General features: G+C 53.6%; 24 protein-coding genes and 1 pseudogene. 13 read left to right on the top strand and 12 right to left on the bottom strand.

The window, feature by feature from the left end; all coding sequences use genetic code 11:
• Positions 1-32 precede the first annotated feature (32 nt).
• The 3 genes from H9L05_RS11690 to H9L05_RS11680 all read right to left on the bottom strand — a co-directional run bounded on the left by H9L05_RS11690 (position 33) and on the right by H9L05_RS11680 (position 5,735).
• Positions 33-2,525: a DUF5916 domain-containing protein gene (locus tag H9L05_RS11690; protein ID WP_187731155.1), complete on the bottom strand. Its 2,493-nt coding sequence runs from the start codon at positions 2,523-2,525 to the stop codon at positions 33-35.
• 194 nt (positions 2,526-2,719) lie between these two features.
• Entirely contained in the window at positions 2,720-5,326 is a 2,607-nt protein-coding gene (locus H9L05_RS11685) for a M56 family metallopeptidase (RefSeq protein ID WP_187731154.1), read from the bottom strand.
• A complete protein-coding gene (locus tag H9L05_RS11680) occupies positions 5,313-5,735 on the bottom strand; it encodes a BlaI/MecI/CopY family transcriptional regulator (RefSeq protein ID WP_187310073.1) in 423 nt (140 codons plus the stop codon). The genes H9L05_RS11685 and H9L05_RS11680 overlap by 14 nt, the downstream gene beginning before the upstream one ends.
• A 503-nt stretch (positions 5,736-6,238) precedes the next feature.
• On the opposite strand from H9L05_RS11680, the gene H9L05_RS11675 reads away from it, so the two are divergent.
• Together H9L05_RS11675 and H9L05_RS11670 are read left to right on the top strand one after the other, a co-directional pair.
• Positions 6,239-6,685 (top strand): YsnF/AvaK domain-containing protein, encoded by a 447-nt coding sequence (locus H9L05_RS11675; protein WP_187731153.1) that lies wholly within the window; start codon positions 6,239-6,241, stop codon positions 6,683-6,685.
• A 60-nt stretch (positions 6,686-6,745) separates the two neighbouring features.
• Positions 6,746-7,636, top strand: coding sequence for a YsnF/AvaK domain-containing protein (locus H9L05_RS11670; protein ID WP_187731152.1), 891 nt, complete (start codon positions 6,746-6,748; stop codon positions 7,634-7,636).
• 97 nt (positions 7,637-7,733) lie between these two features.
• On the opposite strand, the gene folB is transcribed toward H9L05_RS11670, so the two are convergent.
• The 3 genes from folB to H9L05_RS11655 all read right to left on the bottom strand — a co-directional run bounded on the left by folB (position 7,734) and on the right by H9L05_RS11655 (position 10,340).
• Positions 7,734-8,114 carry a dihydroneopterin aldolase gene (gene folB / locus H9L05_RS11665; RefSeq protein ID WP_317174933.1) on the bottom strand — a complete coding sequence of 127 codons (381 nt, stop codon included), beginning with the start codon at positions 8,112-8,114 and terminating at the stop codon, positions 7,734-7,736.
• A gap of 449 nt (positions 8,115-8,563) precedes the next feature.
• The gene (locus H9L05_RS11660) at positions 8,564-9,241 is read right to left on the bottom strand and encodes a DivIVA domain-containing protein (protein WP_187731151.1); all 678 of its coding nucleotides are present in this window, start codon (positions 9,239-9,241) and stop codon (positions 8,564-8,566) included.
• Positions 9,242-9,413: 172 nt separating this feature from the next.
• A complete protein-coding gene (locus H9L05_RS11655) occupies positions 9,414-10,340 on the bottom strand; it encodes a WD40 repeat domain-containing protein (RefSeq protein WP_187731150.1) in 927 nt (308 codons plus the stop codon).
• 274 nt (positions 10,341-10,614) lie between these two features.
• Between H9L05_RS11655 and H9L05_RS11650 the strand changes: the two genes are divergently transcribed.
• The 3 genes from H9L05_RS11650 (at position 10,615) to H9L05_RS11640 (ending at position 11,972) form a co-directional block, all read left to right on the top strand.
• Positions 10,615-11,274, top strand: coding sequence for a 4'-phosphopantetheinyl transferase family protein (locus H9L05_RS11650; RefSeq protein WP_187731149.1), 660 nt, complete (start codon positions 10,615-10,617; stop codon positions 11,272-11,274).
• A gap of 87 nt (positions 11,275-11,361) precedes the next feature.
• Positions 11,362-11,859 (top strand): redoxin domain-containing protein, encoded by a 498-nt coding sequence (locus H9L05_RS11645; protein WP_187731148.1) that lies wholly within the window; start codon positions 11,362-11,364, stop codon positions 11,857-11,859.
• Entirely contained in the window at positions 11,817-11,972 is a 156-nt protein-coding gene (locus H9L05_RS11640) for a thioredoxin domain-containing protein (RefSeq protein ID WP_187731147.1), read from the top strand. Before H9L05_RS11645 ends, H9L05_RS11640 begins: the two co-directional genes overlap by 43 nt.
• Before the next feature lie 73 nt (positions 11,973-12,045).
• Here the strand turns inward: H9L05_RS11640 and H9L05_RS11635 are convergent, their stop codons facing one another.
• The 5 genes and pseudogenes from H9L05_RS11635 to H9L05_RS11615 all read right to left on the bottom strand — a co-directional run bounded on the left by H9L05_RS11635 (position 12,046) and on the right by H9L05_RS11615 (position 17,293).
• Positions 12,046-12,918 carry a transglutaminase-like domain-containing protein gene (locus tag H9L05_RS11635; protein WP_187731146.1) on the bottom strand — a complete coding sequence of 291 codons (873 nt, stop codon included), beginning with the start codon at positions 12,916-12,918 and terminating at the stop codon, positions 12,046-12,048.
• 364 nt (positions 12,919-13,282) lie between these two features.
• Positions 13,283-13,768: an SMI1/KNR4 family protein gene (locus tag H9L05_RS11630; RefSeq protein ID WP_187731145.1), complete on the bottom strand. Its 486-nt coding sequence runs from the start codon at positions 13,766-13,768 to the stop codon at positions 13,283-13,285.
• 42 nt (positions 13,769-13,810) lie between these two features.
• Positions 13,811-15,438 (bottom strand): annotated as a pseudogene (locus H9L05_RS11625) (acyl-CoA carboxylase subunit beta).
• Between the two features lie 101 nt (positions 15,439-15,539).
• A complete protein-coding gene (locus tag H9L05_RS11620) occupies positions 15,540-16,583 on the bottom strand; it encodes an MlaD family protein (protein WP_187731144.1) in 1,044 nt (347 codons plus the stop codon).
• A 65-nt stretch (positions 16,584-16,648) separates the two neighbouring features.
• Positions 16,649-17,293 (bottom strand): N-acetylmuramoyl-L-alanine amidase family protein, encoded by a 645-nt coding sequence (locus tag H9L05_RS11615; protein WP_262892504.1) that lies wholly within the window; start codon positions 17,291-17,293, stop codon positions 16,649-16,651.
• A 254-nt stretch (positions 17,294-17,547) separates the two neighbouring features.
• Here H9L05_RS11615 and H9L05_RS11610 point away from each other — a divergent pair, with 254 nt between their 5' ends.
• The 8 genes from H9L05_RS11610 to rplS all read left to right on the top strand — a co-directional run bounded on the left by H9L05_RS11610 (position 17,548) and on the right by rplS (position 25,952).
• Positions 17,548-20,442: a putative LPS assembly protein LptD gene (locus tag H9L05_RS11610; RefSeq protein ID WP_187731143.1), complete on the top strand. Its 2,895-nt coding sequence runs from the start codon at positions 17,548-17,550 to the stop codon at positions 20,440-20,442.
• A 79-nt stretch (positions 20,443-20,521) separates the two neighbouring features.
• Positions 20,522-21,337, top strand: coding sequence for a 3-methyl-2-oxobutanoate hydroxymethyltransferase (gene panB, locus H9L05_RS11605; protein WP_187731142.1), 816 nt, complete (start codon positions 20,522-20,524; stop codon positions 21,335-21,337).
• Between the two features lie 95 nt (positions 21,338-21,432).
• The gene (locus tag H9L05_RS11600) at positions 21,433-22,140 is read left to right on the top strand and encodes an RluA family pseudouridine synthase (protein ID WP_187731141.1); all 708 of its coding nucleotides are present in this window, start codon (positions 21,433-21,435) and stop codon (positions 22,138-22,140) included.
• 333 nt (positions 22,141-22,473) lie between these two features.
• Positions 22,474-23,229, top strand: a complete 756-nt coding sequence (locus H9L05_RS11595) for an acyl-CoA desaturase (RefSeq protein WP_187731140.1) — start codon at positions 22,474-22,476, stop codon at positions 23,227-23,229.
• Positions 23,230-23,417: 188 nt separating this feature from the next.
• On the top strand, positions 23,418-23,960 hold the full coding sequence (locus tag H9L05_RS11590; protein WP_133271854.1) for a 30S ribosomal protein S16: 543 nt from the start codon (positions 23,418-23,420) through the stop codon (positions 23,958-23,960).
• Positions 23,961-24,109: 149 nt separating this feature from the next.
• On the top strand, positions 24,110-24,691 hold the full coding sequence (gene rimM / locus H9L05_RS11585) for a ribosome maturation factor RimM (RefSeq protein WP_187731139.1): 582 nt from the start codon (positions 24,110-24,112) through the stop codon (positions 24,689-24,691).
• A gap of 72 nt (positions 24,692-24,763) precedes the next feature.
• A complete protein-coding gene (gene trmD / locus H9L05_RS11580; protein WP_187731138.1) occupies positions 24,764-25,441 on the top strand; it encodes a tRNA (guanosine(37)-N1)-methyltransferase TrmD in 678 nt (225 codons plus the stop codon).
• A 154-nt stretch (positions 25,442-25,595) separates the two neighbouring features.
• Positions 25,596-25,952 carry a 50S ribosomal protein L19 gene (rplS, locus tag H9L05_RS11575; protein WP_133271851.1) on the top strand — a complete coding sequence of 119 codons (357 nt, stop codon included), beginning with the start codon at positions 25,596-25,598 and terminating at the stop codon, positions 25,950-25,952.
• A gap of 85 nt (positions 25,953-26,037) precedes the next feature.
• Here rplS and H9L05_RS11570 read toward each other — a convergent pair whose 3' ends face one another.
• Complete coding sequence (locus tag H9L05_RS11570) at positions 26,038-26,457, bottom strand: hypothetical protein (RefSeq protein WP_187731137.1); 420 nt, start codon at positions 26,455-26,457, stop codon at positions 26,038-26,040.
• Positions 26,458-26,472 lie beyond the last annotated feature (15 nt).

The raw sequence follows: 26,472 nt of genomic DNA, 5'->3' as shown, positions 1-26,472 counted from the left end.
GGGAACAAAAAGAAAGAATGTGCGTCGTTTACCTAAATACCCTTACGCTTCAGCATCAGATAATCGAGATAATACAACACTTTGATTGACAATGAATTGCTGTGGGGCGTATTTACAGTGTTGGTCAGATTATCGAAGTAAAGCGGGGTGGCTTTGTCGGCCGTTAAGAAGCTGGAGCCCGCATTTTTCCATACTACGCTGATTTGGGAGCCGGGCGCAAACCACCACGAATACACGGCATCCACGTTGAAGGCGTTGAAGCTTGTGTCGCGGTTGCGGCGGTAGTCGATGGCTTCTTCCTGACCTTTTTCCAGCAGACGCAGGTAGTCGTAGTAGTGCACGTTGCTGGTGTAGTGGCGCGTGCGAATGGTAAACGACATTCGGTTATTGAACGTGTAAGACCCCGAAACAGTGTTGGTTACGGTAACTACTCGGCGCCGGCCCAATACTGACTCGTCCAGATAAAGCTCGTCCAGAGGTTCCTGGCTGCTCATGCCGCCGGCGTAGCCAATCTGGTTATCCTGCCGGCTCCAGCTCAAGTCGTAGCGAAAAGTCAGCTGATTACTCACCCGATAGCGCGGACTGATGCCGATGCCGAGGCCCGTACGGTTGGGCCGGCCCCGGTCCTGAGCATAGTAGCGGCCTGATAAGCTGATATCATAGGCCAGCTTCTTGCGGTAATCGGACGACACAAACATGCTGCCGCCTACGTTGGCGGGCACCCGCACGTACAAGCGGCCCAGCGGCGACACGCGCGGCTCGAAGTAGTCGTGGCGGCGCGGCGAGGCGTCAAAATTGCCCCCCACCGTCATAAAGTTCTTGGTGAACGTAGTGTTGCCGCCACCGTACAGCTCCACGCTCCGGTAGCGCCTGGGGCTATACAACACCTCGTTGCTGATGCCCCAATAGGTGTACATATTGTTCACCTTCCAGAACGGCTTGTACTTATTGTAGTTAAAGTCGATAGCCTGTTCGATGCTGTTATTGCTGAGCAGCAGCCCTAAATCGTTCGAGTCGTAGGTATCGGATTCAATGCCATGGCTTACTTTCCAGGTGAAGTTGCCACTGATCTTGCCAACCCCTACCAGGTATTTGAAGCCATCCTGGTTGTTTACGTCGGCGTCGGAGGCGAAAGACTTGCCGCGGCGGCGCGAGTACACCACCTGCCCATCAATGGCATAGGCATTCTTCTTGTCAGCAAAGCGAAAAAGCCCCCCAGTCACGTTGGCGTCGTAGGTTTGGCCCCAGCGCGTGACGTTGGTATTGACGAGACTCACGTAGGAGTTGTTCTTCAGGCTCTGATCCAGCACTACGATATTATAATTCGAAAAAGGCTGTGTCAGTACGTCGCGCTCCTGTCCGGTGCTGTCGCGCACGGTGGCATATACGTCGTTGCTTAAGGCATTGAACAGGCCAATACCTAAGCCTTTACTTGTCCGGCCCGATACTTTGGCGGCATTCAGCAGACGAGTTTCACCAGGATTTTTCACCAGTTGCTCGCCTTCCCTAAGCTGGCCATTGACGGCGTAAAAACCCACCGGCTGCGCCCCTACCCGACGAGAATAAAAGAGGTTGCCTTTATTAAAAAGCTCGGTTCCTTCGGTGAAAAACTGGCGGTTCTCGTTGTACTGCACCTCAAATGGCGTGAGGTTGAGCACCACGTTGTCGCTTTGCGTTTGGCCAAAGTCGGGTACCAGCGTGGCGTCGAGCGTGAAGCTCTCGTTGATGCCGTACTTAATATCGGCGCCGCCATTAAAAGAGAAGCTCGTGTTACGCACGCCCTGCTCCTGGTAAGGATAGTGGTTGAGATACGTGGATACGTAGGGCGTGAGCGACAGGCGCAGCGGCGGCTTGATGTCGCGGATGCCTTGCAGCTGGCCCCACTGATTCACAAAGCCATCGGCTTCAGGCTTTACCTCATTCCAGAAAAAGTCCTGATTGTCGCGCTTACGTCGGCGCATGAAGTTGAGCCCCCAGAGCTGCTCCGGCACGGCGCTAAAGCGAATGGCGGAATACGGAATGCGCATTTCCACGACCCAATCGGTACCGCGCAGGGCCGTGCGCGCGTCCCACACGGCATTCCAGGCAAAATCTTCGCCACTGGCCGGCGAGTAGCGCGCATCAAGCTGCACGCCGCCGGGCGTGATAAAGAAGCTGTAGCCGTTGAGCTTATCGTTGTAGGTATCGAGAAAGATGGCGATGAAGTCGGTGTTGCCGAGGTCGTCGCGGGCCGTCAGCTCACGCATGATGGAGTCGGCGGAGGTCTCGTGCATCACGGCTCCCACGTACAGGGCCGCATCATCGTACATCACGCGCACTTCCGTCGGCTGCTTCTCGCGCGGGCCGGGGTTTGGCCTATTCTGAATAAAATCGGTGGCGATGGGTGCCTCCTGCCACTGGGCTTCATCGAGCAGGCCATCGAGCTTAATCGGTTGGGTGAGGCGGACTGCCTGGAGTTGACGCTTGGGCGCTGCATTGGCATTAGGAGCCGGCGCTGTGGGGGGCAAATTTTGCCCGACAGCCATGGAGGTGATCAATACTAAACACCAACAAAGTAAAATTCGGCGCATATACTGTAAATGTGAAACCGGAATTTCCCGCCGGTAAGCCAATAGATGCACGAAGCCTGGCGAGAGTTGCCGCGGGGGGCATTTTTAATACCAAAGCCGGCTTTCTGTGTTAGAAAGCCGGCTTTTATCCAGAAAAGAAGAAAAAAAGGCTACTCCTGAATGGAGATGTTCATATTGAACTTACTGTTCTTGCCTTCGCCCAGCAGCTGCCGGTACTTAGCCGCCAGCTCATCCGACTGACGCTTGCCGTTCACGGTCATGCTGGTGGCATTGATTTGAAACTGATACGACTTGTCGTTCTTCCCAATCAGTCCATCCTTCCGCAATTGGTTGCCCAAATCCACGGAATTGATAGCTGGGACGCGGGGAGGCGCGGGAAGGCGTGGGGCGCGGGGCGCACGAGGTGGGGCAGGCGGGGCTGGTATGCCCGCTGCGCCAGGCGCGGCGGGCGCAGCAGGTATTCCGGGCGCAGCGGGCGCGGCCGGAGCCGCAGGTGGCGCAGGCGGAGCCATAATGTAAGTGCTGGAGCCGTCGTTGCTGGAGTAAATGCGGTTCACGTTGCCACCGTTGTAGCTCAGCAGCACTTTACCGGTGGCGCCTATCGTGCGGGCAGTGCCTTCTTCGTACAGCTTGCGGTATTTCGTAAAGACGGTTTCCGGCTGCTTCTGGCCATTCACTTTCAACTCGCTACCGGTAAGCTCAAACTTAAAGTTCTGCTTGTCCTTAATAAGCCCGTCTTTGAGCAGCTCGGCAATGATGGCGTCTTCCGCCTTGCGGGTTCGTGCTGCCCGTTCGGCCCGTTCTTTATCGCGCGCCGCCCGCTCACGTTCCCGCTCTACCCGCTGCTCTTCGCGCTCAACCTGGCTTCTTTCTCGAATGACTTGCTGATTGTCACGGTCTTCCTGTAGCCGGTCACGCTCCTCCTCAGCCGCTTCTTGCAACCGTTCGCGCTCTTCCCTGATATTATCAAACTGCGCTCTGATTCTGGCTTTTTCCTCATCGCTGTCAGCACGTTGCTCGGCAAGGCGCAATGCTTGCTCCGCCGACCGTAGTGCTTGTCGGCGTGCGTTCTCGCCTTGAATTATCTGGACGTTACCATCCAGGTTGCGCTTAAGCAACGCCATTGACTCATTGTTCAGGCGCAACAGCTGGATAGAGCGGCGTAGCTCATCCTTATTCAGGTCTATTACTCTCAGATTATTGGCGTCGAAGTCAAACTCGGATTCGTTGCGCCCTAACACACGTAGAGTCCGACCTGAGTTCAGGCGAATAACTTGGGTGCCTTCGTCTTTGCTCTTCTTTCGCGTCGCGTTCAGCTCTTGGGCATCAATGCGGTTTCCATCAACATACATTTCCGTCACGCGGCCTTTTTTGTCGCGCTCCAGTACTACCGTTGCCGCGTCGCGGCGGCTTCGCGCGCCATCCTGAATAATTACTACCCGGTTGTTATCGTCCTTCCGACGGCGCTTCTTTTTGTCTTTGTCCTTATCCTCGTCGTTCACATCCACTGCCTCCAATAAAGGACCCTGGGGAGCAATTTTGGCAACAGGTGGGGCCACCAGCAGACCGGGCATCAGCTCAGCACGCCAGGTATTGCCCGCAGCCATTGTCTCATTGCGGCTGATCTTGAAATGCGGATCAGCCATGGAGAAGGCCGTGCTCACGCCCAGCAGCACAATGCCCCCCAGCACCACAACGGCAGCCATAAAGCCTTCGGAAAATGTAGGGGCCGAACGGCGCTGCACCAGCCGCCGCACACGACTCAGCAGCGAGCCATCCGGTCCGACGGCAGCCACCGCCAGTCGGGGGGCTGAGAAACGGTCGTGACCAAGCTCGGCTAAGCCGGTAAGCGCTTGTGCCAGAGTAAGCGGGCTGCCGCACATGGCCGTAGCCATATCGTCGCAGCAGTTTTCGCGCTCGGTGCGCAGGCAGGCATTCACAAACCAAACGCCGGGATGATAGAAAAACAGAATTTCGGTTATGGACTGCACGAGGTTCATCAGGTAGTCGCGCCGGATAATATGTGCCAGCTCATGCGCCAGAATGGCCTCCAGATGTGCCTGGCTCAGCCCCGAAATGGTGCCCAGCGGCAGCAGAATAACCGGGCTTAGATGGCCTGCCACCAAGGGCGCTTTCACCAGCGCCGACTCCAGCAGCGTTACTGACCGCCGCAGGCCGGCCCGCTCACCCAGTTCCGTCAGGCGGCGCTGCCATACGGCCGGCAGCGGCCGCACGCGGTAGTGCCGCAAGCGGTCCAGATACGCCAGTCCGCCCAGAAAGCGTAGCGTCATAGCCAGTAAGCCCAGCAGCCACGCGGTCACAATAAGGGGCAGATGTTGATCGAAATATGGCAGCCACGACACATCGGCGGCGGCTGGTGCAGCAGCCTGTACCGTTGTGGCAGGTGCTGCGTGTTTATCAAAGGCATATACCAAGGGCAAATTGCCCCCCAGACTCGCAGGAACAACAGTGGATGTAGTTGCAGTTGTACTTGCCAACGCAGTGGGAATAACTGCCTCTCTGTCAAAGCTATCAGCCAGATAATAGCGGCCAAATGTAACGGCCGACAAGCTCAGCATCGCGACCAGCGCCACACCCGCCACCCGGTAGCGAATACGCGCCGTGTGCTGACGCAACAACAGCAGCAGACCGGCCAATGCCAGCGCCACTACGGCTCCCTGCCACAACGAATGCACGATAGTCCAGCCTAGGGCCCGGACAACGGCTGGGGATAGAAGATGCTCAAGCCAGTTCATTGGTCCCTCCTTTCTCGGTTGTGTTTTTTTGCTCTTCCATTTCGTTTAGCAGATCCCGAATCTGGTCCAGCTCTGCCTGAGAGGTGCGCTGGTGGCCCAGGGCCTGCACCACAAGCTTGAGCGCCGAGCCACCAAAAGCCGCATCCAAAAGCCGGTCGATGAGCAGGCCCTGGGTTTCCTCCTCACGCAAGGCTGCCCGATAGACGTGGGTGCGGCTGTCATCGTCGCGGAGCACGAGGCCCTTATCAAGCATGAGCTGAAGCAGCTTGAGCGTGGTGGTGTACCCTACATCGCGCTTTTTATTTAGCTCGTCGTTTACAAAGCGAACAGTGGTGGGGCCGTGCTGCCAGAGCACCTGCAAAATCTCCAGCTCCGATTCGGTAGGCTTAGGGAGGGGTGGCTTGCTCATTGATTTCGGACGTTATGGTGGTACGAAGAGATTCGTATGACAAACATATACGAAACTCATCGTACTAACAAGCTTTATCTACGAATATTTTCGTAAAGTAGATAGACGTGCCTTTATCCTTCTCAGATATTGGTCATTTATATGACAAGTTCAGAGGCAGGCTCTGCCTTTGCTTTCTACATAAGACGCTTGGTAAACAGAGCTAGCTGCGCACAGGGCAATACGCTACCAACTTAGATTTAACTAGGAGACATAAACTCCAACTCATGCTGATAAAGCCGTCACCATAACAATTATAACTAATTGCTTTCAAGATAATTACATTTACAAGAAAGCTAGTATTCAAATGTTTTTATATACGCAAAAGTGTCTGCCATAACTGTCGAGCTTTATGAAGAAAGCGTGAATATAATTATGATCAATTTTCAACTTAGCTGAAGGCACCCCGTATGATTTAACACCTGAGTATCACTAGGTAACCAATGATATAAGCGTGTCCACCTATGGAGCCTTCCAACAATCGTTTCGAGAACCAGCAGCCTTACCAGATGCCTGACCCACAGGTAACAATACCGGTGGTGGAAGAGCAAGTGCAGATCGGAAAGGATGTGGTGGAGACCGGCCGGATTCGGGTATCAAAGACGGTGCATGAAGAACAGCAGGTCGTAGACGTGCCTATTATTCAGGAAGAGGTAAACGTGGAGCGCGTGGCCATCAACCAATATGTAGCCACTCCGCCGGCAGTTCGCTACGAGGGCGACACGATGATCATGCCTATTCTGAGGGAGGTATTAGTCGTGGAAAAACGGCTGCTGCTGGTAGAAGAAGTGCGCATCACGAAGCATCAGACGGAAACGCGCACACCCCAACAGGTAACGCTACGCAAAGAGGAAATTCATTTACAACGCGTAGCACCTAACCCCTCTTCCTCCTCTGAACCAACTACTTAAGATTTACCATTACCCTATTTTTTATCATCCTTTCACCCACAACCCAAATACCTTAACAACATGGCACATACCGTAATAGGAGTTTTCAACACTGCCGCTGAGGCCCAGCGTGCCGTACAGCAACTTGAGCAGAATGGCTTTCAGCGGGACTACGTTGACGTAGCACCCTTTAATCAAACGGGTGCTTCGGGCAGCAACTATACTACTGGTGCTAATACCAGTACAAACACCACCGGCACGCGCGCCGAAGCCGTTGCAGATAATGCAGGCGACAAAATCGGTAATTTCTTCAGCAACCTGTTTGGTGGCGACGATGATAATACAACCCGTAACTACTCGAACGTAGTACGTAGCGGCAAATCGTTGGTAACGGTACACGCCCAGTCGGCCTCGGAAGCCGAGCGTGCCCGCGACCTGCTCGATGATCTTGGCGCAGTAGATGTTGATGATGTGGCTTCGCAATACGGTGCCGGCACTACTGGCAACGCGTATGCTGGTACTGGTACCCAAGCAACCACCGGCCAAACTGACCAGACTGGTTCGGTGAAAGTAATGGAAGAGCAGTTGCAGGTTGGTAAGCGTGTAGAGCAGACAGGCGGCGTGCGCGTACGCAGCCGCATTGTAGAGCGCCCAGTAGAAGAGCACCTGCGACTGCGGGAAGAGCACGTAAACGTGGAGCGCCATGCCGTAAACCGTCCGGCTACGGAGGCTGATTTCAATGCTTTCAAAGAAGGCGAAATCGAAATTACGGAGAGTGCTGAGCGCGCCGTTGTAGGCAAAGAGGCCCGCGTGGTGGAAGAAATCAGCCTTGGCAAAGAAGTGACTGAGCGGGAAGAAACCATTCGCGACACGGTACGCAAAACGGAAGTGGATATTGAGCAGATAAACAATCCCACAACCAACACGGCCAATGACCTAAATAACCCGAATAACCCAAACAGAAACGTATAAGCACTAAGCAGCTCATAATTTCCTGTTAACAAAAAAGGCGACCATAACTGGTCGCCTTTTTTATGTCGGAGCAAGCTCCTGGTCAAGTATATCCTAGTTATCTGAGTTCTGGGGGCATTTTGGGCTCGTTTGCGCTTGAGCGTGATTCGCGCCCGACGACAAATGCCCCCAGCGGCGGATTGAACTTCGACACGCACACTTTCACGGTATACACGTGCGGAAACTGGGTTAGAATCCGGTCCATCACCCGATGGCCTACATGCTCCAGCAGCCGCGCCGGAGCCAGCATTTCCTCGGCTACTAAGCGGTAAAGCACTTCGTAGTTCACGGTTTCCTGTAGCTTATCGGAAGCGCCGGCCGCGTGCAGGTCGGTTTGGATGTACAGGTCAACGCCGTACTTATTCCCGATTTTCTGCTCTTCATCATAATAGCCGTGAAAAGCGAAAAACTCCATGCCCTCCAGCGCGATTTGTCCCATGACGGTATGTGGTTAATGGTGGCGTAGCGCCTTGGTTTGACTTGTAAGGTGTAGAGCCAGAAAAGCGAAAGGCCCGCAAGCTATTGCGGGCCTTTCGCTTTTCACAGCCGAAGCCGGGTTATATCTCGTCGAAAAACGATTTTTCGGTTGAAGCAGCCGTGGCCATACCGGGGTGCGTGGCTGGCGAGGGCGGCATAATTTCAGGATGACCAGGGCCAACAGGCTGAATATCGGGGCTGGGCGCTCGATATCCGGGGCGCCGGGGTCGGGTACGCGGGAAGGCTCTGGCTGATAGATGCGGGATGGATCAGCTTTGCCAGGGTTCTCATCAGGTGAGCCGGGGCGAATTTCGGGGCCGGGCGTTTGGGCTGGCGCACCCGGATCAGGCTGCTGACCGGGCTTGGGGTTGTAGTTGCCGGGCTGAGGGCCAATAGCGCGAGGCTCGGCCGCTAAATTGCCCCCAGGGCGGCGCTGGATGCTCCAGCTACCGCGGCAGCCGATGAAGTAGAAGCAGAAGATACACGCATGGCAGAGTCGTTTTGGGGTGAAGGTTCGGGTCTGCTTACCTGTACGCTACCGGCCCGCGAAAGGATGGCGGCCGCATCTGTTTTAGGTCGGGCTTTTGCTTTCGCTACTTTTTCCAGCGCGTCGGAGGCTAAGTGCTGCAAATCGCGCACGAGGTTTTCCATCTGGGTTTCCAGCCGATGACACTCCTGACCCAAACTATTGACTTCGGTGCGCATAGCGGCCACGCTTTTCTCAGCTTCGCGGGTGGCTTCTTCTACCAACCGACGCGCTTCCTGCTTGGCTTCGCTTAAAAGCTGATCCGCTTTGAGCTGAGCTTCGCGAATCCGCAGGTCGGCATCGCGCTGCGACTGCTCCGTGATGCTGTTGCCCGTGTCCTCGGCCGTTTTGAGGGTACGATACAGGCTGGTTTCCACTTCGCGCATTTTCTGCACATCGTGGGTGGCGTGCTCCAGCTTCAGGCGCAGCTCCCGGTTTTCATCGCCCATGCGCTCCCACTGCTGCGACAGCGTCATTAAGAAGGCTTGTACTTCGTCTTTGTCTACACCCCGAAAGGCTTTTTCAAAGGTTTTCTGCCGGATGTCGAGAGCGGTAATTTTCATGGAACTATGGATGATGGGCTGGAAGCTAAGGGAGCAGCCGGGGCCTTAATGAATGGAGAGATAGGGTAGAAACGAAGCGAGCGGCAAGGCGAGTATTTGAAAGAAACAGATTAGCCATTCGGGAGCTACTGCTGCTTTCTGTTCTTACCTCTCGGCCCTCACTCCTAGTGTCTCAAGAAATCCCCCACACGGCAAGGCTGCGGTCGTCACTACACGAAACTAGCCGATTCTGCCTGCCCGACCAAAATAACTTGTTGACGGAAGTGCCATGGCCGGCATGACGAGCCTTATCTACGACGCGCAGCAAGCGTCCCGTTTCGGCCTCCCATACCTTAATAGACTTATCCATGCTACACGTGGCCAGCAACAGTCCGTCGGGGCTGAACAGTAGGTGGTTAATGGTAAACATATGAGCCACAATGCTGCCTACTTCCGCATAATTGCCCCCCACAGCCCAAGTACGCAGATGAGCATCGCGGCCAGCCGTAAGCAGCTGCCGACCATCGGGCGAATAAGCAGCGGTAAACACGGAGTTGCTATGACCTAAAAGCGTGTACTTCACGGCCAGCGAATCAATATCGAGGATACGAACGACGGTGTCGCTGCCCCCTACGGCCAACTCGCCTCGCTCCTCGTGCAGCGCTAAGCAACGCAGGCTTTTGTCGCTAAGCGGCACCAGCTTTTCCAGTGAAAAATCGGCGGCTCGCAATACTGCCAGCACTCCATTGCCAAGGGCCACATACAGGCGCTGACGGGGCGCTGAGTATGCAAAATCGAAGATGGCAGCTGGCGGCAGCGCGGTGCTATGCACCAGCTTTCGCTCTGCCAACGCAATGGCCTGCACGCCCTGAAAATTATGGCCTAGCACCAGCAGCTCGCGCTCGGGTAAGTAGCGCAGGGCGTACACTGAGTTTTCAACCCAGGCCACCAGCTCACCATCACGCGCAAGGTCATCGATGCTCCACACGGCGACCATACCATCGGCGCCGGCCGAAAAGAAGCGGTTTTCCTCAGCAGAACCGGCTAAGGCGTACACGCAGTCGCGGTGGCCGCTGAGTGTGGCCAGTTTCTGCACCTGCGGACGTGAAAGCAACGGCATGAGCGAGGTCGTAATTTAGGGCGAAATTACAGCGGTTTTTCTAAGCCTATAGCAGAACGGCTAGCGGTTGATTTTGGCGAAACAATTCGATACCTGCTTTTAGACCTGCGTTTAACTAAGTTCTTAATAAATGGGCGGTCATGCAGAGCGATAGCGAAGCATCTCGCTCGTGCCGTTAGGTTACTAATCCCGCATCAGCACGCGAGATGCTTCGCTTTGCTCTGCATGAGGTTCGAAGTAAAAGTATAAGTGTCAATTCCTTCTATCTGCTATAATGCCTTTACACTCCCTCACGCCTCTTTCTGACCATGCTCTGCTCGGGTTGTGGCACCTTACAGAAATGCCCCCCGCGTTGGTCGAGCTTCTCCCCCACTCTGCCCATTACGCGGCGCAGCAGCCGGCAGTGCGCGATTTGACGCGTCAGGCGCAGTGGCTGGCAGGACGGGCGCTTACGCATACGCTGCTGCGGGAGCTAACCTCTGCTCAGTCCCTGCTGCTTAACGACAGCAACGGTCGACCTTACTTAGAGCAATTGCCTGATTTTGCGGTTTCATTGTCACATTCGGGGGAGTGGGTGGCGGGAATTGTATCGACTCAGGGGCGCGTTGGCACAGATGTTGAACTGATAAGACCCAAAGCGCAACACTTGGCAACCCGGTTTCTAGCCGAAACTGAACGAGTCAATGCCGGTGATGACGTAGCAAAATATAGTCTCTATTGGAGTGCCAAAGAGACGCTGTATAAGCTGCATAGTCGCCGGGGCGTGGTGTTTAAAGAGCAATTGTTGCTCAACCCGTTTGAGCTGCGGGAGGCAGGTGTTTTGACGGGGCACCTGCTGCTCGAAAACTTCCGCAGCGAACACCGAATTTCTTATCAACGCCTAGCATCCGACTATGTGCTAACGTATTGCGTTGAAGATGCTATGCACGGCTGAGTTTCGCCCACTTCGTCTGGTTGCAGACGCAACAATCTACCTCATAAAGATTTGGCGCTCCCATCCCACCTTCTAATCTTCCCACCTATGCTTTTTCGTCGAATCTCTATTATTGCAGCGGCCGCCCTGCTTTTCTGTACCGTTGCTATCAGTGTGGCAAAAGCGCAGGATGGCCGCACCGTCACCGACTTTAGTCTTACGAGTCCCACCAACGCGACCGTTACGCTGAGCAGCTATGCCAGCAACAAGGCTGTTGTGGTCGTATTCGTGAACCCTAACTGCGCCTTTTCCAAGCTGTATCAAAGCCGCCTGAATGCCCTGACGGCCGCGTATAGTGGCAAGGGCGTGCAGTTTTTGTTTATCAATGCGCCCATCAACCTGGAAGCTACGGCCGATGCTGCCGACGCGGATAAGCTCAAAATGAAGAGCACCGGCTCCGACGATTATCCTTATCTGACCGACCCTGGGCAGAAGGTGAGCGGCCTGCTGGGGCTACCAAAACGCCGGAAGCCTTTGTGTTGCAGCCTGCTGAGAATGGCTTCGTGGTGCGCTACAGAGGGGCCATCGACGATAATGCTCAGGTAGAAGCCTATGCCAAGGAGCGCTACGTAGCGCAGGTGCTGGACAATATTCTGGCTGGAAAGCCCGCAGGCGTCGCCGACAAGCGGGCGGCGGGCTGCCTGATCAAGAGAATGTAGGCTTACATATAACTCCAAAAAAGCACCCCAGACTTGCGCTGGGGGGATTTTTTATGCCTTGATTTAACCCGAACTATTCTGTCGGCTCAATATCCGTGGGGGGAGTAATTTCATCGGTCAGGATGGCCAGGAGCTTGCCTACTTCGAGGGCTTTGGCGGGCTCCTGCAGCTTCTCGAAGCTCATCACCAGATTGCGCAACGCCCGGCGCACGATGTCGAGATGCGAGCAGGGCGCATAGAAGATATCGTTGGGCGACAGGTTGAGTTGGGCCACATAATGCTCGATGTCGGTGCGCGACAGAATGAGGCCGCGATTGTAGCAGTTGATGTAAAACGGCTCCGCTATCTGGCTCTGCGACTGATACGTGAGCACAAACAGATTGGGCAGATTCACGCCGTAAATAGGCAAGTTCAGCCGCTGCGCCACCAGCAGATAAATCACGCAGAGCGTAAGCGGGTTGCCACGCTTGGTTTCCAACACCAGGTGCAGCATGGAGTTGGCGGGCGAATGGAAGTTCTGCGTATTGGCCCCCAGCTTATGCACCCGAAACAAAACGTGATTTAGCACCTGCACCTGATCAGTAGGATGCATCTCGGGTCGCATGAGTGTCCAGGCTTCGAAGCGCAACTGCTCAATGGCGCGGTTCAGGGCCTGCAAATCGGCATCGGGATACTGGTAGGAGTTCAGCAGCCACATGCCTTCCAGCAGGTTTTCGCCGCCCGAATCGCGCCACACACGCAGGCGCTGCTTCAAGCCATCAAATTGCAGATCGTGAATCAGATCCTCCAGACGCTGCTGCTGACGCGGGTCGAGGCTCTCCTCCCACGACTCTTCCAAAAACGGAATGATGGTTTCGCCCAATGCCTGAATCCGCTCCTCTATCTGGGGGGCAATTTCCGGGTCGTCGAGCAGCGAGATAAGCGCTTTGATTTCTTTATTAGTCATGAAGCAGGTGGTCGGGGTGTTTGCAGCGGCCCCGAGAAGCACGAAGTAGCAAATAAAAGCAACCGACACGGTTTCGCCGCCGCCGGTTGCCCAGAATCAACACGTAGAATAGGTAGGAATGTTCAAATAAAGTGCTTTAACGAACTGGTTTTCGCCACCTCACTGGCGCGAGTTTAGTGCAGCGTAACTCGTGACCAGCCATGCCGGGAGGCTGCGCCTCCCCCGCCAGAACAACAACGCCGCCCGGATTTTTCCAGACGGCGCGGTCACAGTTTGCCGCTGTGCGGCAGTGGAGGTACAACCTCCACAAAAAGGCTTGTCACGAGCTACAATCTCGCGCCAGTTGGGGGTTACTAAAGTTATTTTATGAATTATTTAAAAATGCCTCCCAATACCAAATTGCAGCATCAGGATTTCGCTGTTCAATTTTTAATAAAAAATCTTGCTTCTGAGTCTCATCAATTGAGTTTTTATCAGTATCGAGTTCGCTATTTCTTTCTAAAGAACTATTATTTAATATGTTGAGTATCTCTTTAAAATCATCCAGGCTCTCTGCTATTACTTGTGGCTCCCAATCACCTTCTCCATGAGCTGCAGTTAAGACTGCTAAATCTGGCGAAGAAGTATCAACTATAATTGGATCACCTAAATCGTCATTAGCAATTACTAGCCATTCCTCCTGCCAATCACCTTCGTTTATTGATGTTAAATTATTTCCTTTCGAATCAACTTTATAACCAATTTGTGCGGCGTCCAAATCATCATAATCAACAAATTTTATTTCGCTATATCCCAAGGAAATATCCTTTGCTTCTAATAAGAAGATTTTGATCTTATTAAGGTCTTTCACTGAATAGATTTTAAATGAAAACTAAAGCGAATTTATTTCATTTCACACCTGAATAACACCCACATTAAACGCTTTCTCAATCGGCGCATGATTAGCCGCATCAATGCCCATTGAAAGTACCTTGCGCGTTTCCAGCGGGTCAATTACCGCATCTACCCACAAGCGGGCGGCGGCGTAATACGGCGACAGTTGCTCCTCGTAGCGGCTCTTGATGCGGTCGAGCAATTCTTTTTCGGCTTCGGGCGTGATTACTTCGCCTTTGGCTTTCAGGCTGGCTACTTGTATCTGTAGGAGCGTGTTGGCGGCGGCGGCGCCACTCATTACGGCAAGTTGGGCCGTGGGCCAGGCTACGATGAGGCGCGGATCATACGCCTTGCCGCACATGGCGTAGTTGCCGGCTCCGTAGCTGTTGCCCACAATGACCGTGAATTTCGGGACCACGGAGTTGCTCATGGCGCTTACCATCTTCGCACCGTCTTTGATGATGCCGCCATGCTCACTCTGCGAACCCACCATGAAGCCCGACACATCGTGCAGAAACACCAGCGGAATACGCTTCTGGTTGCAGTTCATGATAAAGCGCGCGGCTTTGTCGGCTGAGTCGGAGTAGATAACGCCGCCCATCTGCATGCCCGTCTTCTTCGACTTCACGATTTTGCGTTGGTTGGCTACAATGCCGACTGCCCAACCATCAATACGCGCCAGGCCGCAAATCAGCGTCTGACCATAGAGGTCTTTGTAAGGCTCAAACTCCGAGTTATCCACCAAGCGACGGATTATATCCATCATATCGTAAGGCTTGGCGCGGTCGGCGGGCAGCAGGCCATAGATTTCCTCGGACTTCTCAGCCGGCTCGGCCGGTGCGGCGCGGTGGAAGCCAGCTGAGGGCTGGCCGCCCATCTTATCGAAGATGTTGCGGATATGATCGAGGCACTCTTCGTCGTTCTTAAACTTATAATCAGTCACGCCCGAAATCTCGGAGTGCGTAGTAGCGCCGCCCAGCGTCTCGTTGTCGATACTTTCGCCAATGGCCGATTTCACCAGGTAAGAGCCCGCTAGAAACACCGAGCCCGTGCCATCCACAATCATCGCCTCATCACTCATAATGGGCAAATAAGCCCCCCGGCCACGCACGGACCCATGATGGCGGCTAGCTGCACGATGCCCATACTGCTCATCACGGCGTTGTTGCGGAAGATGCGTCCGAAGTGCTCCTTATCGGGAAAAATCTCGTCCTGCATGGGCAAGTACACGCCCGCCGAATCGACCAGATAGATAATGGGCAGCTTGTTTTCGATGCTGATTTCCTGAGCCCGCAGGTTCTTTTTGGCCGTAATCGGGAACCAGGCACCAGCTTTCACGGTGGCGTCGTTGGCTACTACCACGCACTGTCGCCCTTTCACATAGCCAATCACCACAACCACGCCGCCTGAAGGGCAGCCGCCATGCTCTTTGTACATGCCTTCGCCCGCAAAAGCTCCTATCTCGACGGTTTCTGTGCCTTTATCCAGCAAGTAGTCTATCCGCTCGCGGGCGGTGAGCTTGCCTTTGGCTTTGTGGGCCTCGATGCGCTTTTCGCCGCCGCCCAGCGCCACTTTCTTCTGACGCTGGCTGAGTTGAAAAATGAGTTGTTTGACTTGATCTTCGTTTTTGTTGAACTCCAGATTCATGCGGGTGGGAAAAAGGGTGTTGGGGGGCAAATTGGGTGGTTTCGACACAAAAAAATCCGCCCGAAGGCGGATTTCAAAGGTACTTAAAATTGGCAGACGCCTTATTTAACCGGTGCAATGACTGAATCGACAGGCGCCATGGTTTGCGGGCTGCTAGATTTTACTTTCTGCTCAATTTCTATCTCCCCATCAGGCTTCTTGGTAACCTCCCGCTTCTTCTTATCCTTGCCGCCAAACGAAATCAGCGAAAAGTTGACGTAGCGCTTAGGGTTCGCCTTGAAGTCAACCAGCAGTGCATCGGTGCTGGCAGCGGAAGCGTTCAGATTCGTATACAGCGAGTCATCATTGATAAGCTTGCCGAGCGAGCCTTTGGTGCTGGTCAACGACTCATTAAGCGAAGCCATAGTTGCCTGCGCTTCCGTCACGGTGGCGTTCATTGTGCGCACTGTTTGGCTGATAGGGGCATTTTTGAGCGTGTCCGTGATTTGCGCCAAGTTGGAAGCCAAGCGGTCAAACTTGCGCTCCGTCACGTTAAGCGCACGGGTCAACTCGGCCATGTTGGTCGTAATCTGGTTGATGTTGCGCTGATTCATAATCAACAGGTTTTTCAGCGCCTCCGTCGAGCCCTGTGCATTCAACAGCGTGGCTTGCAAACTGATGCGGGCTTCTTTGGTCAGGAAGCTGTTCACCTTAATCAGCGTCGAATCTACGGTACCCAGTACGGGCAGCGCTTTGGCCTGAAACGCATCGGTAATACTGGCAACGGTGTACGATTTTAGCTCTTCGCCGCCATCATATACCTTCGAGTTCTTGCCCATAAACAGCGTGATGGTCTTGCTGCCCAGCAGCGTACCCGACAGGCTGGCCACGGTGGAGTCGCCCACCACGATATTCTTGTCTATCTCAAACTGCACGCGTACCCGGTTGCCTTCTTCCGGTACCAGATGCATCTCGCGCACCTGCCCCACTCTCACCCCGTTCAGAATAACCGGGTTGCCCAAGGCCAGCCCGTCCACGTTGTCATACTTGGCATGGAATGTACGGTTGGATGAGAAAATGTTGCTTCCTTTTAGAAAGGTGAACCCAAAGTAAAGGGCTACAATGGCCACGAGAGCAAGCAGGGCTACTTTGATTTCTTTTGACACGTTGGGTCAGCTATTGAGGGAGGTGAAGAGCAGGTAGATAAGGTGTTAACTGCTATGGGGGGCTTTTAGTCCCCGTTCATAGCCTCTAACTCATTCTTATAGTCGCGGAAGGCCCGGTATATACCCGAGGCCATATACGACTGACCCGATTTATCGTTCAGGTAGCGTTCCTCGTTGCGGTTAGTCAAGAAGCCAACTTCGATCAGAGACGAAGGCATTGTTGACTTCCAAAGCACCAGAAACCCAGCTTGCTTCACCCCGCGCGACTTGCGCCCCACCTTCGTTTTAAACTGATAATCAACCTTTTGCGCAAATCTTAGGCTATTATCTACGTGGGCGCTCTGAAACAGCGAGAACAGAATGTGGCTCTGAGGCGAGTTAGGATCGAAGCCGCCGTAGCGGGCTTTATAGTTATCTTCTTGTAAAATAACCGCGTTTTCACGCTTGGCTACTGCCAAATTAGCATCGGTTTTGGCCGTACCCATTGTCCAGACCTCGGTGCCATATGCCGCCGCAGGACCCGCGTTGCAATGCACGCTGATAAACAGGTCGGCGTTATTTTTATTGGCAATGCCGGCGCGGTCGGCCAGCTCCACAAACACGTCGGACTTGCGGGTATACACTACCTTCACATCGGGCTCATTAGCTTCGATGAGCCGCCCCAGCTCCAGAATTATTTTCAGGGATACGGCCGCTTCCCGGGCCGACACACCAGCGCAGCCTCTATCCTTACCGCCATGGCCGGCATCCAGTACTACGGTGCGTAGTTGGTATTTCTTGGGGGCAAAACCGCTGACCCTGGGCCACGGCTACCGACGAGCCAGAAATAAACAACAGACTCGCCAGACAAACAGCTACAATATTCCGCACAGAGTTCGTTAAGTTGGTGTAGCAACCCGCTACCTTTGCAAATCGCCACAAAATAAACGATAAAAACTACGTGGCCTTGCCCGCGCCGTTCCGCTTGCGTAAATCTTGCCTACTTCCCCATCCGGGGCGGCTGAGGCCGCTGCTCGCAGTAGTGCTATTGGTGCTGAGTATCAGCGGCGCCTGGGCCCAGCAGCAGCGTCCCGCAAAGGCCGTGCCTGCCGTCGTACCGCGCGTCAACTCCGACGGGCGCCAGACCACCAATGTACTAGCCGACACCAGCCGAGCGGCTCGTGGCACGCGGCTCGTATCAGCTATCGATACCAGCGCGGCTGGCGACTCTCTACGTGTGGGAGCCGAAGTGAAAGGCGATATAAAGACCACCGTTAAGTATTCGGCGAAAGATTCCATTCGTTTCGATGTCCAGAAAAAGGTCGCGTATCTCTACGATGAAGCCAACGTGGATTACGGCGATTTATCGTTGAAAGCGGCTGTAATCACCGTTGACTACGGCCAAAACCTGCTTAAGGCCAATGGTGCCCCCGACTCCGCGGGCAAAGTGCAGGGCCGGCCGGTGTTCAAAGACGCTGGGGGGCTTTATCAGGCCGGTACGATCAACTACAACTTCAAGACGCGTAAGGGCAAGATTGCCGACGCCGTTACCCAGCAGGGTGAAGGCTACGTGCATGCCGGCATTGTGAAAAAGAACGCGCTGAACGAGATTTTCGGGCGCAATGGGCAGTACACGACGTGCAATCTGGAGCATCCACACTTTCACATCAATGCCACCAAGATGAAGGTGATTCCGGGGGAGAAGGTGGTCACGGGCCCTTTCAACCTGGTGGTAAGTGACATCCAGACTCCACTGGGCTTCCTCTTTGGCTACTTCCCAACTCCGGGCAAAAGCCGCGCTTCGGGCCTCATTTTCCCCACGTTTGGCCAGTCCGCCGACCGGGGCTTTTTCCTGCGTAATGGGGGCTACTACTTCGCCCCCAACGAGTACATTGGCCTGCGCCTGACTGGTGATGTATACGGCGGTAATGCCGAAGCTTTTGGCGGCTTTGCTTTGCGGGGCGAGATGCAGTACATCAAGCGCTACAACTACAACGGCCTGCTCAGCATTGATTATACCCAGCGCCCGGCTAATCTTATTTTGCGTTCGGAGGCACTCAATACCAACGTAGAATTCCGGCGTCCGCGCAGTCCCAAGACCATCTGGATAAACTGGAGCCATACGCCCACTCCCCGGCCCGGTGGGGGGCGTTTTTCGGCCAGCGTGCAGGCGGGCAGCACCGACTACAACCAGCAAAACTCGTTTGATACGCGGCGCTATCTCACGCCTTCGTTCAACTCCACGATCAGCTATCAGAAGCAGATTCGCAACTCGCCTATCAACTATTCGCTTCAGCTTAGCCAAAACCAGAACACCCAAACGGGTGTCATGAATTTTGTGCTGCCCGATGTGTCGGTGCAGGTAGCGCGGCAATATCCGTATCAGTGGTTTGGCATTGAGCCCAAGGGGCGTTTCTACGATCAGTTTTACGAGCAGATTGCCATAACGTATAACCTCATCGGCCGAAACGAGATAAGCAACTCAGAGCAGCCCCGCCTGCTTAATGGCGGCGTCATACCCGTGATTGGCGGCACCGCTACGGGGCGCACCATTCCTTTCGATTTCTCGAATCTGGCGCCCTTGCTGAATAACGCGCAGCCAACGGTACAACACCAGTTTGGCATTACGCTGGGCAACTACACGGTACTTAAGTATCTGAGTCTCAACCCCACGATCAACTACGGCGAATCCTGGTATTTCAAACGCCTGAATTACAAATTCGAGCCCGAAGCACAGGCCGTACGCATCGATACGGTTTCGCAGTTTGGCCGTTTGTACAACTACTCCGGCGGGGCCAGCTTATCGACCAATATCTATGGCATTCTACCGATAAAAGGCGCCAAGATTGAAGCCATCCGCCACAAGATCACGCCCTCGGTTAGCTACAGCTACGCGCCTGATTTCTCCCGGAACGACAATTTTTATGAGTCGAACCTAAACCTGGGGGCGCTGCGTGATGCACAGGGCCGCTTGTACAACCAGTTTGGCCAGCAAAACGACATCACCCGCAATCCGATAGCTTTCAGCCGCTTTATTGGAGCAGCGGCGGGCAATGCGAATGGCCGGGCATCCAGCGCGGTAACTATTGGACTACAGAACCAGATAGAAATGAAGGTTCGCTCCAAAAATGACACGACCGGCACTACCCCGTTTGAGAAAGTAAGCCTGATTGATGGGCTTGACTTTAACACCGGCTACGACTTTGCCGCCGACTCGCTCAACCTGCTGCCGCTGGCCGTTACGTTCCGCACGCAGGTAGCCAAGAAGCTGAACATTGTGGTGAATGCCGGCTTTGTCTTCTATCAGCGCGACTCCACGGGCCGCTTCATCAACGAATACCTTTTTAATCAGCCCAAGCGGCGGCTGGCCCAGCTGACAACTGCTACGCTGAATCTTAGCTACCAATTCAACCCGGCGGCGGGCACGAAAAAGTCGGCTGTGGCGCGCGATGTGGCTCCGGCCAACGACCCTGTACTAGGCAATCCGGTGCGCGTCGATCCGTATGAGGATTACGTTGACTTTGATATTCCCTGGGAGCTGAGCACTTCTTTTGGCGCTACCTATCAGGATCCGGGCCCCATTCCGGGTCGCCCCAACCGCCCTCGTGCCGATGCGCTTACCGTGGCTTCGCTCAACCTGAGCGGCTCGGTGAAGCTCACTCAGAACCTGCGCGTCGGCTACAGCAGCGGCTATGACTTCCGCAGCAATCAGGTTTCGTTTACTTCCCTCGATTTTTACCGTGATTTGCACTGCTGGCAAATCAGCGGCAGCTGGTTCCCATTTGGTATTCGCCAAGGCTACAACGTAACTATTGCCGCCAAATCAAGCCTGCTGCAAGACCTCAAGCTCAACCGCAACCGCACTTTCCAGAACCGGTAAGGCTGGGGGGCAAATTCAGGCTTAGTCAAAAATCCGCCGATCCGGGTCCCACCTTTATACCTCACTTTCTCCGCTCCCTATGTCCCAGCACAAAGAAGTTAAGCTCGTGACCACCCACCAGTTGCTAGCCATGAAGCGGCGGGGTGAAAAAATTGCCATGCTCACGGCCTACGACTTTTCAATGGCTACTCTGCTCGATGGTGCCGGCATCGATGTGCTGCTCGTAGGCGACTCGGCCTCAAACGTGATGGCCGGCCACGAAACGACCCTCCCCATCACCCTCGACCAGATGATTTACCACGCTTCCAGCGTAGTGCGGGCCGTGAAACGGGCGTTTGTAGTGGTTGACATGCCCTTTGGCTCGTACCAAGGTAACTCATCGGAGGCATTGCGCTCGGCTATCCGCATCATGAAGGAGTCGGGTGGGCATGGCGTGAAGCTGGAAGGCGGCGCCGAAATTAGGGAGTCCATCACGCGCATTCTAACGGCTGGTATTCCCGTAATGGGCCATTTGGGCCTCACTCCCCAGAGCATTTACAAATTCGGCACCTACACGGTGCGAGCCAAAGAAGAATCTGAGGCCCAAAAATTGCTTGAAGACGCTCAACTGCTCCAAGAGCTGGGTTGTTTTGCCTTGGTGCTGGAGAAAATTCCGTCGGCTTTGGCTAAGCAAGTCGCTGAAAAGCTTACTATTCCGGTTATCGGTATCGGCGCCGGCCCCGATGTGGATGGGCAGGTGCTGGTAGTTCACGATATGCTGGGCATCACCAAAGAGTTTAAGCCCCGCTTCCTGCGCCGCTACGCCGAGATTGGCGATGTAATGCACGATGCCGTGGAGCGCTACATTCAGGATGTAAAAACACGCGATTTCCCTTCGTCTGAAGAGGCTTACTAAGTTCTACAAACACAATTTTTTGCCCTCATCTCTGTCCATTGTAGCTCTGGGGGGCTTTTTTCAAGAGTTTATCATTACCCGTCAATTAATCCCGCGTGACTCGTCCTAATCTATGGTCGGAACAGAAGGAAATTCTGTTTGAAGACAATCATCTGCTTATCATTAATAAACCGGCTGGCTTACTTGTACAAGGCGACTCAACCGGCGACGAGCCTTTATCGGTAAAGGCCGCGGAATATTTGCGGTTTAAATACAAAAAGCCTGGGGCCGCCTTCATTGGCGTAGCGCACCGCCTGGACAGACCCGTGAGTGGCGTAGTTGCGCTTGCGAAAACATCGAAAGCCCTGAGCCGCCTCAATGAGATGTTTCGGGATAATACGGTGCACAAAACGTATTGGGCGCTGGTAGGCAAGCGCCCTGAACCCAGCAGCGGGCACTTAGTGCACTGGCTCGTCAAAGATCCTATCCGCAACGTCACCAAAGCTTATTCTGCCGCTCATCCGCAAGGCCAGCGCTCCGAGCTGGACTATGAAGTATTAGGACAAGCTGGCTCGCGCTATCTGGTTCAGGTTAACCCTATTACGGGTCGCCCACACCAGATTCGGGTACAGCTCGCTACTGGGCTAGGTACACCCATCGTGGGCGACGTGAAATATGGATTTTTAGCACCCTTGCCTGATGTAAGTATTGCTCTGCACGCCCGACGGCTGGAACTGTCTCATCCTGTTACTAAAGAGCTGATGACCTTTGAAGCTCCTTTGCCGACTGTGGCGCACTGGGAGGCTGCCAGCATATACTATTGAAGACCAAGGTTTACAGCTTTTTTCAACCTTTTTCTGGTCTACGGGTTTAGAAGTAAATCTTCCTCATAAGGCTTCCTTACATGGGGCTAAAGAGTTCTATAAAGCCATTGTTTAAAAAGCTGAATCTTAGCTAGTGGAAATGGCTTTGTGCTTCCTTTTGAGCTAGCTTAAAAATAGCACCTGAACAAGATTTTGGCCTTTTCAGCCTATTTATTGACCCTACAAAGCTCTGGCTGTAGGTTTGTAGTCGAAATCTGAACTAAAGTCGACTGCGTAGTCTTTTGCGAATAACGCCCCGGTTCTGCTTCCTCTGATATTCAACACTCCTGCTCTATGCCCATACTTATTTTCTTCGTTGCCCACTACTACCTGTCGCTGTTCACCCAGACTTTTTATCTGCATCGTTACGCGGCGCATAAAATGTTCACGATGAACAAGTTCTGGGAGAAGTTCTTTTACCTCTTCACCTACGCTTGTCAGGGCTCGTCATTCCTGTCGCCGCGGGCTTATGCTATTCTGCATCGCATGCACCACGCATACTCCGACACTGAGATGGACCCGCACTCCCCTCATTTCTCATCCAACCCGTTTGCGATGATGTGGAAGACAAAGGTCATTTATACTGATCTGCTCAAGCATAATGTAGAAGCCCCTGAGCGTTTCGAAGGAGATTATCCAGTATGGGAAGCTGTAGAAAACTTTGGTAGCCAGTGGTATTCGCGTTTGGCTTGGGGTACGGCTTACGTACTATTCTACATCAACTTTGCTACTGCTTGGTGGATGTATCTGTTGCTGCCAGTTCACTTTCTGATGGGTCCGCTGCATGGCGCTATCGTAAACTGGGGTGGTCATAAGTACGGCTACCAGAACTTCGATAATCACGACAAATCGAAGAACACGCTAGCCTTAGACTTTTTGGCCTTTGGTGAGTTGTTTCAGAACAACCACCACAAGCTGCCACTGCGCGTTAATTTCGGTGTGAAGTGGTGGGAGTTTGATCCTACCTATGTGTTCATTTGGGGCTTGGATAAAATGCGTGTTATCAAAATCAAGCGTAAGCAGCAAGTACCAGTTCGGGTTGCTGCTTAAGTTATCCTGGATCATAGAAAGGCTGTTTCGGAAACGAGGCAGCCTTTTCTTTTGCCTCTATAATCTGGCTAACACCGAGCAATGAGCTTGAATCTGGTAAAAGGTTTTCAATCTTGCACAGATGTACGTACCTTTGCGCCTCACTTTCAACCAGACGGACGGGTTCCGTCGCTTAACCAACTAGGTTTATGGCAGTTAAAATCCGCCTCGCCCGCCGCGGCCGCAAAAAAGCCGCGCAATTTGACATCGTAGTAGCCGACGCCCGCGCTCCCCGCGATGGCCGTTTCATCGAGAAAATCGGTACCTACAACCCTAACACTAACCCTGCTACCATCAACTTCGACGGCGACAAAGCTTTCGATTGGATCATGAAGGGTGCCCAGCCAACCGATACGGTTCGTGCTATGCTCTCTTACCGTGGCGTATTGTACCGCAAGCACCTGCAACTGGGTGTTATTAAAGGTGCCATCGCTCAGGACGTAGCTGACGAGCGCTTCACTGCCTGGAAAGAGCAGAAAGACGCGAAAATCGAAGGCAAGCGCACTAGCCTGGGCACTGCCAAGGAAGAAACGCGCAAGCAGCAGCTTGCCGCTGAAACTAAGGTTAAAGAAGCCCGTGCTGAAGCAATTCGCAAGAAGCAGACTCCTGCTGCTGAGCCTGTTGCTGAAACCGAAGGCGAAACGACCGAAGCAGCTGCTCCGGCTGAAACCACTGAGGAAGCTGGCGCCTAAGCTTAGTTTAGGAGTTTAAATGTTTGAGAGTTTAGGAGTTGTTGTCTTGCGGCCTGCGTCGCGGCAGCTTCTTCTAAACTCTCAACTTTTTTACCGCCAATGCTGTCTTTGTTGCCTCCTCCCCTTTCACCCTCTTGAACCCCTATCCTATGACTATCGACGAATGTTATCAACTTGGCGGCATTGGAAAGACACACGGCCTGAAGGGCTTCGTTGTAGCTTACCTGGATGTAGACGACGTAGAGGCCTACAGCAAAATGAAGTCTGTGTGGCTAGAATTGCCCCCCACGCCCGGTAAGCTTATCGCTTTCACTGTGGAGCGGGTGCAACCTCAAACGTCTGACCGTGTGTTGCTAAAGCTTAAAGGCATCGACACGGTGGAAGCAGCCGAGCCTTTGCGAAATGCCAAGCTATTCAAGGCGCTCGAGGAGTTGCCGGAGCTTGAGGAGGATCAGTTTTACTTCCACGACGTCATCGGGTACACTGTAGTAGATGAAACGCTGGGCGAGTTAGGAATCGTAGAGACGTTCTATGAGATGCCCCAGCAAGACCTGATGGGCATGCGCTACCAAGGCCAGGAAGTGCTGATTCCGGTGGTAGATGAATTGGTTTTACACGCCGATGAAGCCGAGCAGAAGCTGCACGTCAGCTTGCCGGAGGGCTTGTTGGATGTTTATCTCAAGCCGTCTTCCCGGGAGCGTGATGAGCCCGATGAGTTCATCGAACCGTAGCTGAAAAAGCCCCAGAGCTTTATTACCGATTTATTTTCAGAACCTAGCTTCATCGCCAACGGCGGTGCTCCCATGCGCCTCGATATCGTCACCTGCCAGCCCGATTTATTGGTCAGTCCCTTTGCTCATTCTATCGTGAAGCGGGCGCAGGATAAGGGCTTGGCTGAAATTTACGTCCACGATTTGCGGCGCTTTGCCATTAACAAGCACGGGCAGATTGATGACTATGTATTTGGCGGTGGCGCAGGCATGGTATTGCGCGTAGAGCCTATTGCGGCTTGCTTGGATGGCCTTTTGGCTGAGCGCCGCTACGATGCCGTCATTTATATGACCCCAGACGGTGAGACGCTTCGGCAGCCGCTGGTAAACCAGCTGTCGCTGACTGAGAACATCATCATTCTTTGCGGACATTACAAAGGGATTGATGAGCGAATTCGGCAGGCCTACATCACGCACGAAATCAGTGTGGGTGACTATGTGCTAAGTGGTGGCGAGCTTGGGGCCGCTATTCTTACCGACGCTATCGTGCGGCTTTTGCCGGGAGTGCTCGGCAATGAAGAGTCAGCGCTGAGCGATTCTTTTCAGGATAATTTGCTGGCGCCGCCTGTATACACACGGCCGGCTGAGTGGCGTGGCCAGTCCGTACCGGAGATTCTACTTTCCGGAAATACCCCTCAGGTTGACATCTGGCGACACGAGCAAGCGTTAGAAAGAACCCGCCAAAGACGCCCGGATTTGCTGGATGAGTAGCTGCCTAACCTCTATATACGTAGCGCTTTGGCCCTTTCAGAATTTAACTCAGTGATAAGTTTGCCTTCCTCAAAACAGAGCGCTATATTTGCGCCTCTTTTACCCGAAACCACTCGGACGGCGGCGCCGTCCTATTTTTAGTTTTTTTCCAGCCATGAGCGTACTACTCGATTTTATCCAGCAGGAATCCCAGGAGCGCCGCGCCAGCTTCCCCGCTTTCGCCGCCGGCGACACCGTTAATGTTCACGTGAAGATTCGCGAGGGCAACAAGGAGCGTGTTCAGCAGTTCCAGGGCGTTGTTATCCAGCGTAAGAATCCAAATTCCAACGGCGAAACCTTCACTGTTCGTAAGATTTCAAACCAAATCGGCACCGAGCGTATTTTCCCGCTTCTGTCGCCCAACATCGACAAGATTGAGCTAGTTCGTCGCGGTAAAGTGCGTCGTGCTCGTCTGTTTTATCTGCGTGGCCTGTCGGGCAAAGCAGCCAAGATCAAAGAGAAGCGCGGCTAAGCCAAGCTTTCTTAAGCATACAAAAAGCCGGCTCCTCAAGAGGAGCCGGCTTTTTGGCGTTTACACGAATTCGATTGTGCAGCTACTAGCCGTTCGAATTCTTCAAATCCTGCTCGGGAGTAGAATTGACATTGGGGTTTTGTACTTGCTTGGCTGCCTTGAGCAAAGCTTCACCCAGGTTGGTTACTCGCTGGGCCGTGTTTGGGTTTTCAGCAAAAACAGCTGCCTTAAGAGTGTTGTCACCCAAGCGGCTCATCAGCTGACCAACGAGCTTATGATCGATTGTGCCGCCATTAAAGTGAGCCTTCAACGCCTGCAAATCAACCACAATCTGGTGTAGCTCCGGGTTGTTCACATCTTTAACATCCTCTATCCAACGCTGAAGCACATTGTCGAAGCCGGCCTTGGAGGCTTCTTCCTGCAAGTCATTGTTCAGGTTATTGATGGCGCCATCCAGATGATTTTGGTGCTGGGTATCGTCTTTGGGAATTTTATTGAAAGACATAGGTAGGGGGTGTTA

The sequence above is a fragment of the Hymenobacter qilianensis genome (assembly GCF_014489555.1).
GTDB lineage: Bacteria > Bacteroidota > Bacteroidia > Cytophagales > Hymenobacteraceae > Hymenobacter > Hymenobacter qilianensis.
This window is presented reverse-complemented; position numbering and strand designations above follow the sequence as displayed.

Excerpts from the sequence above, each read along its gene's own strand:
- H9L05_RS11690 (WP_187731155.1), bottom strand. The coding sequence starts at position 2,525 with ATGGCTGTCGGGCAAAATTTGCCCCCCACAGCGCCGGCTCCTAATGCC.
- H9L05_RS11685 (WP_187731154.1), bottom strand. The coding sequence starts at position 5,326 with ATGAACTGGCTTGAGCATCTTCTATCCCCAGCCGTTGTCCGGGCCCTA.
- H9L05_RS11680 (WP_187310073.1), bottom strand. The coding sequence starts at position 5,735 with ATGAGCAAGCCACCCCTCCCTAAGCCTACCGAATCGGAGCTGGAGATT.
- H9L05_RS11675 (WP_187731153.1), top strand. The coding sequence starts at position 6,239 with ATGGAGCCTTCCAACAATCGTTTCGAGAACCAGCAGCCTTACCAGATG.
- H9L05_RS11670 (WP_187731152.1), top strand. The coding sequence starts at position 6,746 with ATGGCACATACCGTAATAGGAGTTTTCAACACTGCCGCTGAGGCCCAG.
- folB (WP_317174933.1), bottom strand. The coding sequence starts at position 8,114 with ATGGGACAAATCGCGCTGGAGGGCATGGAGTTTTTCGCTTTTCACGGC.
- H9L05_RS11660 (WP_187731151.1), bottom strand. The coding sequence starts at position 9,241 with ATGAAAATTACCGCTCTCGACATCCGGCAGAAAACCTTTGAAAAAGCC.
- H9L05_RS11655 (WP_187731150.1), bottom strand. The coding sequence starts at position 10,340 with ATGCCGTTGCTTTCACGTCCGCAGGTGCAGAAACTGGCCACACTCAGC.
- H9L05_RS11650 (WP_187731149.1), top strand. The coding sequence starts at position 10,615 with ATGCCTTTACACTCCCTCACGCCTCTTTCTGACCATGCTCTGCTCGGG.
- H9L05_RS11645 (WP_187731148.1), top strand. The coding sequence starts at position 11,362 with ATGCTTTTTCGTCGAATCTCTATTATTGCAGCGGCCGCCCTGCTTTTC.
- H9L05_RS11635 (WP_187731146.1), bottom strand. The coding sequence starts at position 12,918 with ATGACTAATAAAGAAATCAAAGCGCTTATCTCGCTGCTCGACGACCCG.
- panB (WP_187731142.1), top strand. The coding sequence starts at position 20,522 with ATGTCCCAGCACAAAGAAGTTAAGCTCGTGACCACCCACCAGTTGCTA.
- H9L05_RS11595 (WP_187731140.1), top strand. The coding sequence starts at position 22,474 with ATGCCCATACTTATTTTCTTCGTTGCCCACTACTACCTGTCGCTGTTC.
- H9L05_RS11590 (WP_133271854.1), top strand. The coding sequence starts at position 23,418 with ATGGCAGTTAAAATCCGCCTCGCCCGCCGCGGCCGCAAAAAAGCCGCG.
- rimM (WP_187731139.1), top strand. The coding sequence starts at position 24,110 with ATGACTATCGACGAATGTTATCAACTTGGCGGCATTGGAAAGACACAC.
- trmD (WP_187731138.1), top strand. The coding sequence starts at position 24,764 with ATGCGCCTCGATATCGTCACCTGCCAGCCCGATTTATTGGTCAGTCCC.
- rplS (WP_133271851.1), top strand. The coding sequence starts at position 25,596 with ATGAGCGTACTACTCGATTTTATCCAGCAGGAATCCCAGGAGCGCCGC.
- H9L05_RS11570 (WP_187731137.1), bottom strand. The coding sequence starts at position 26,457 with ATGTCTTTCAATAAAATTCCCAAAGACGATACCCAGCACCAAAATCAT.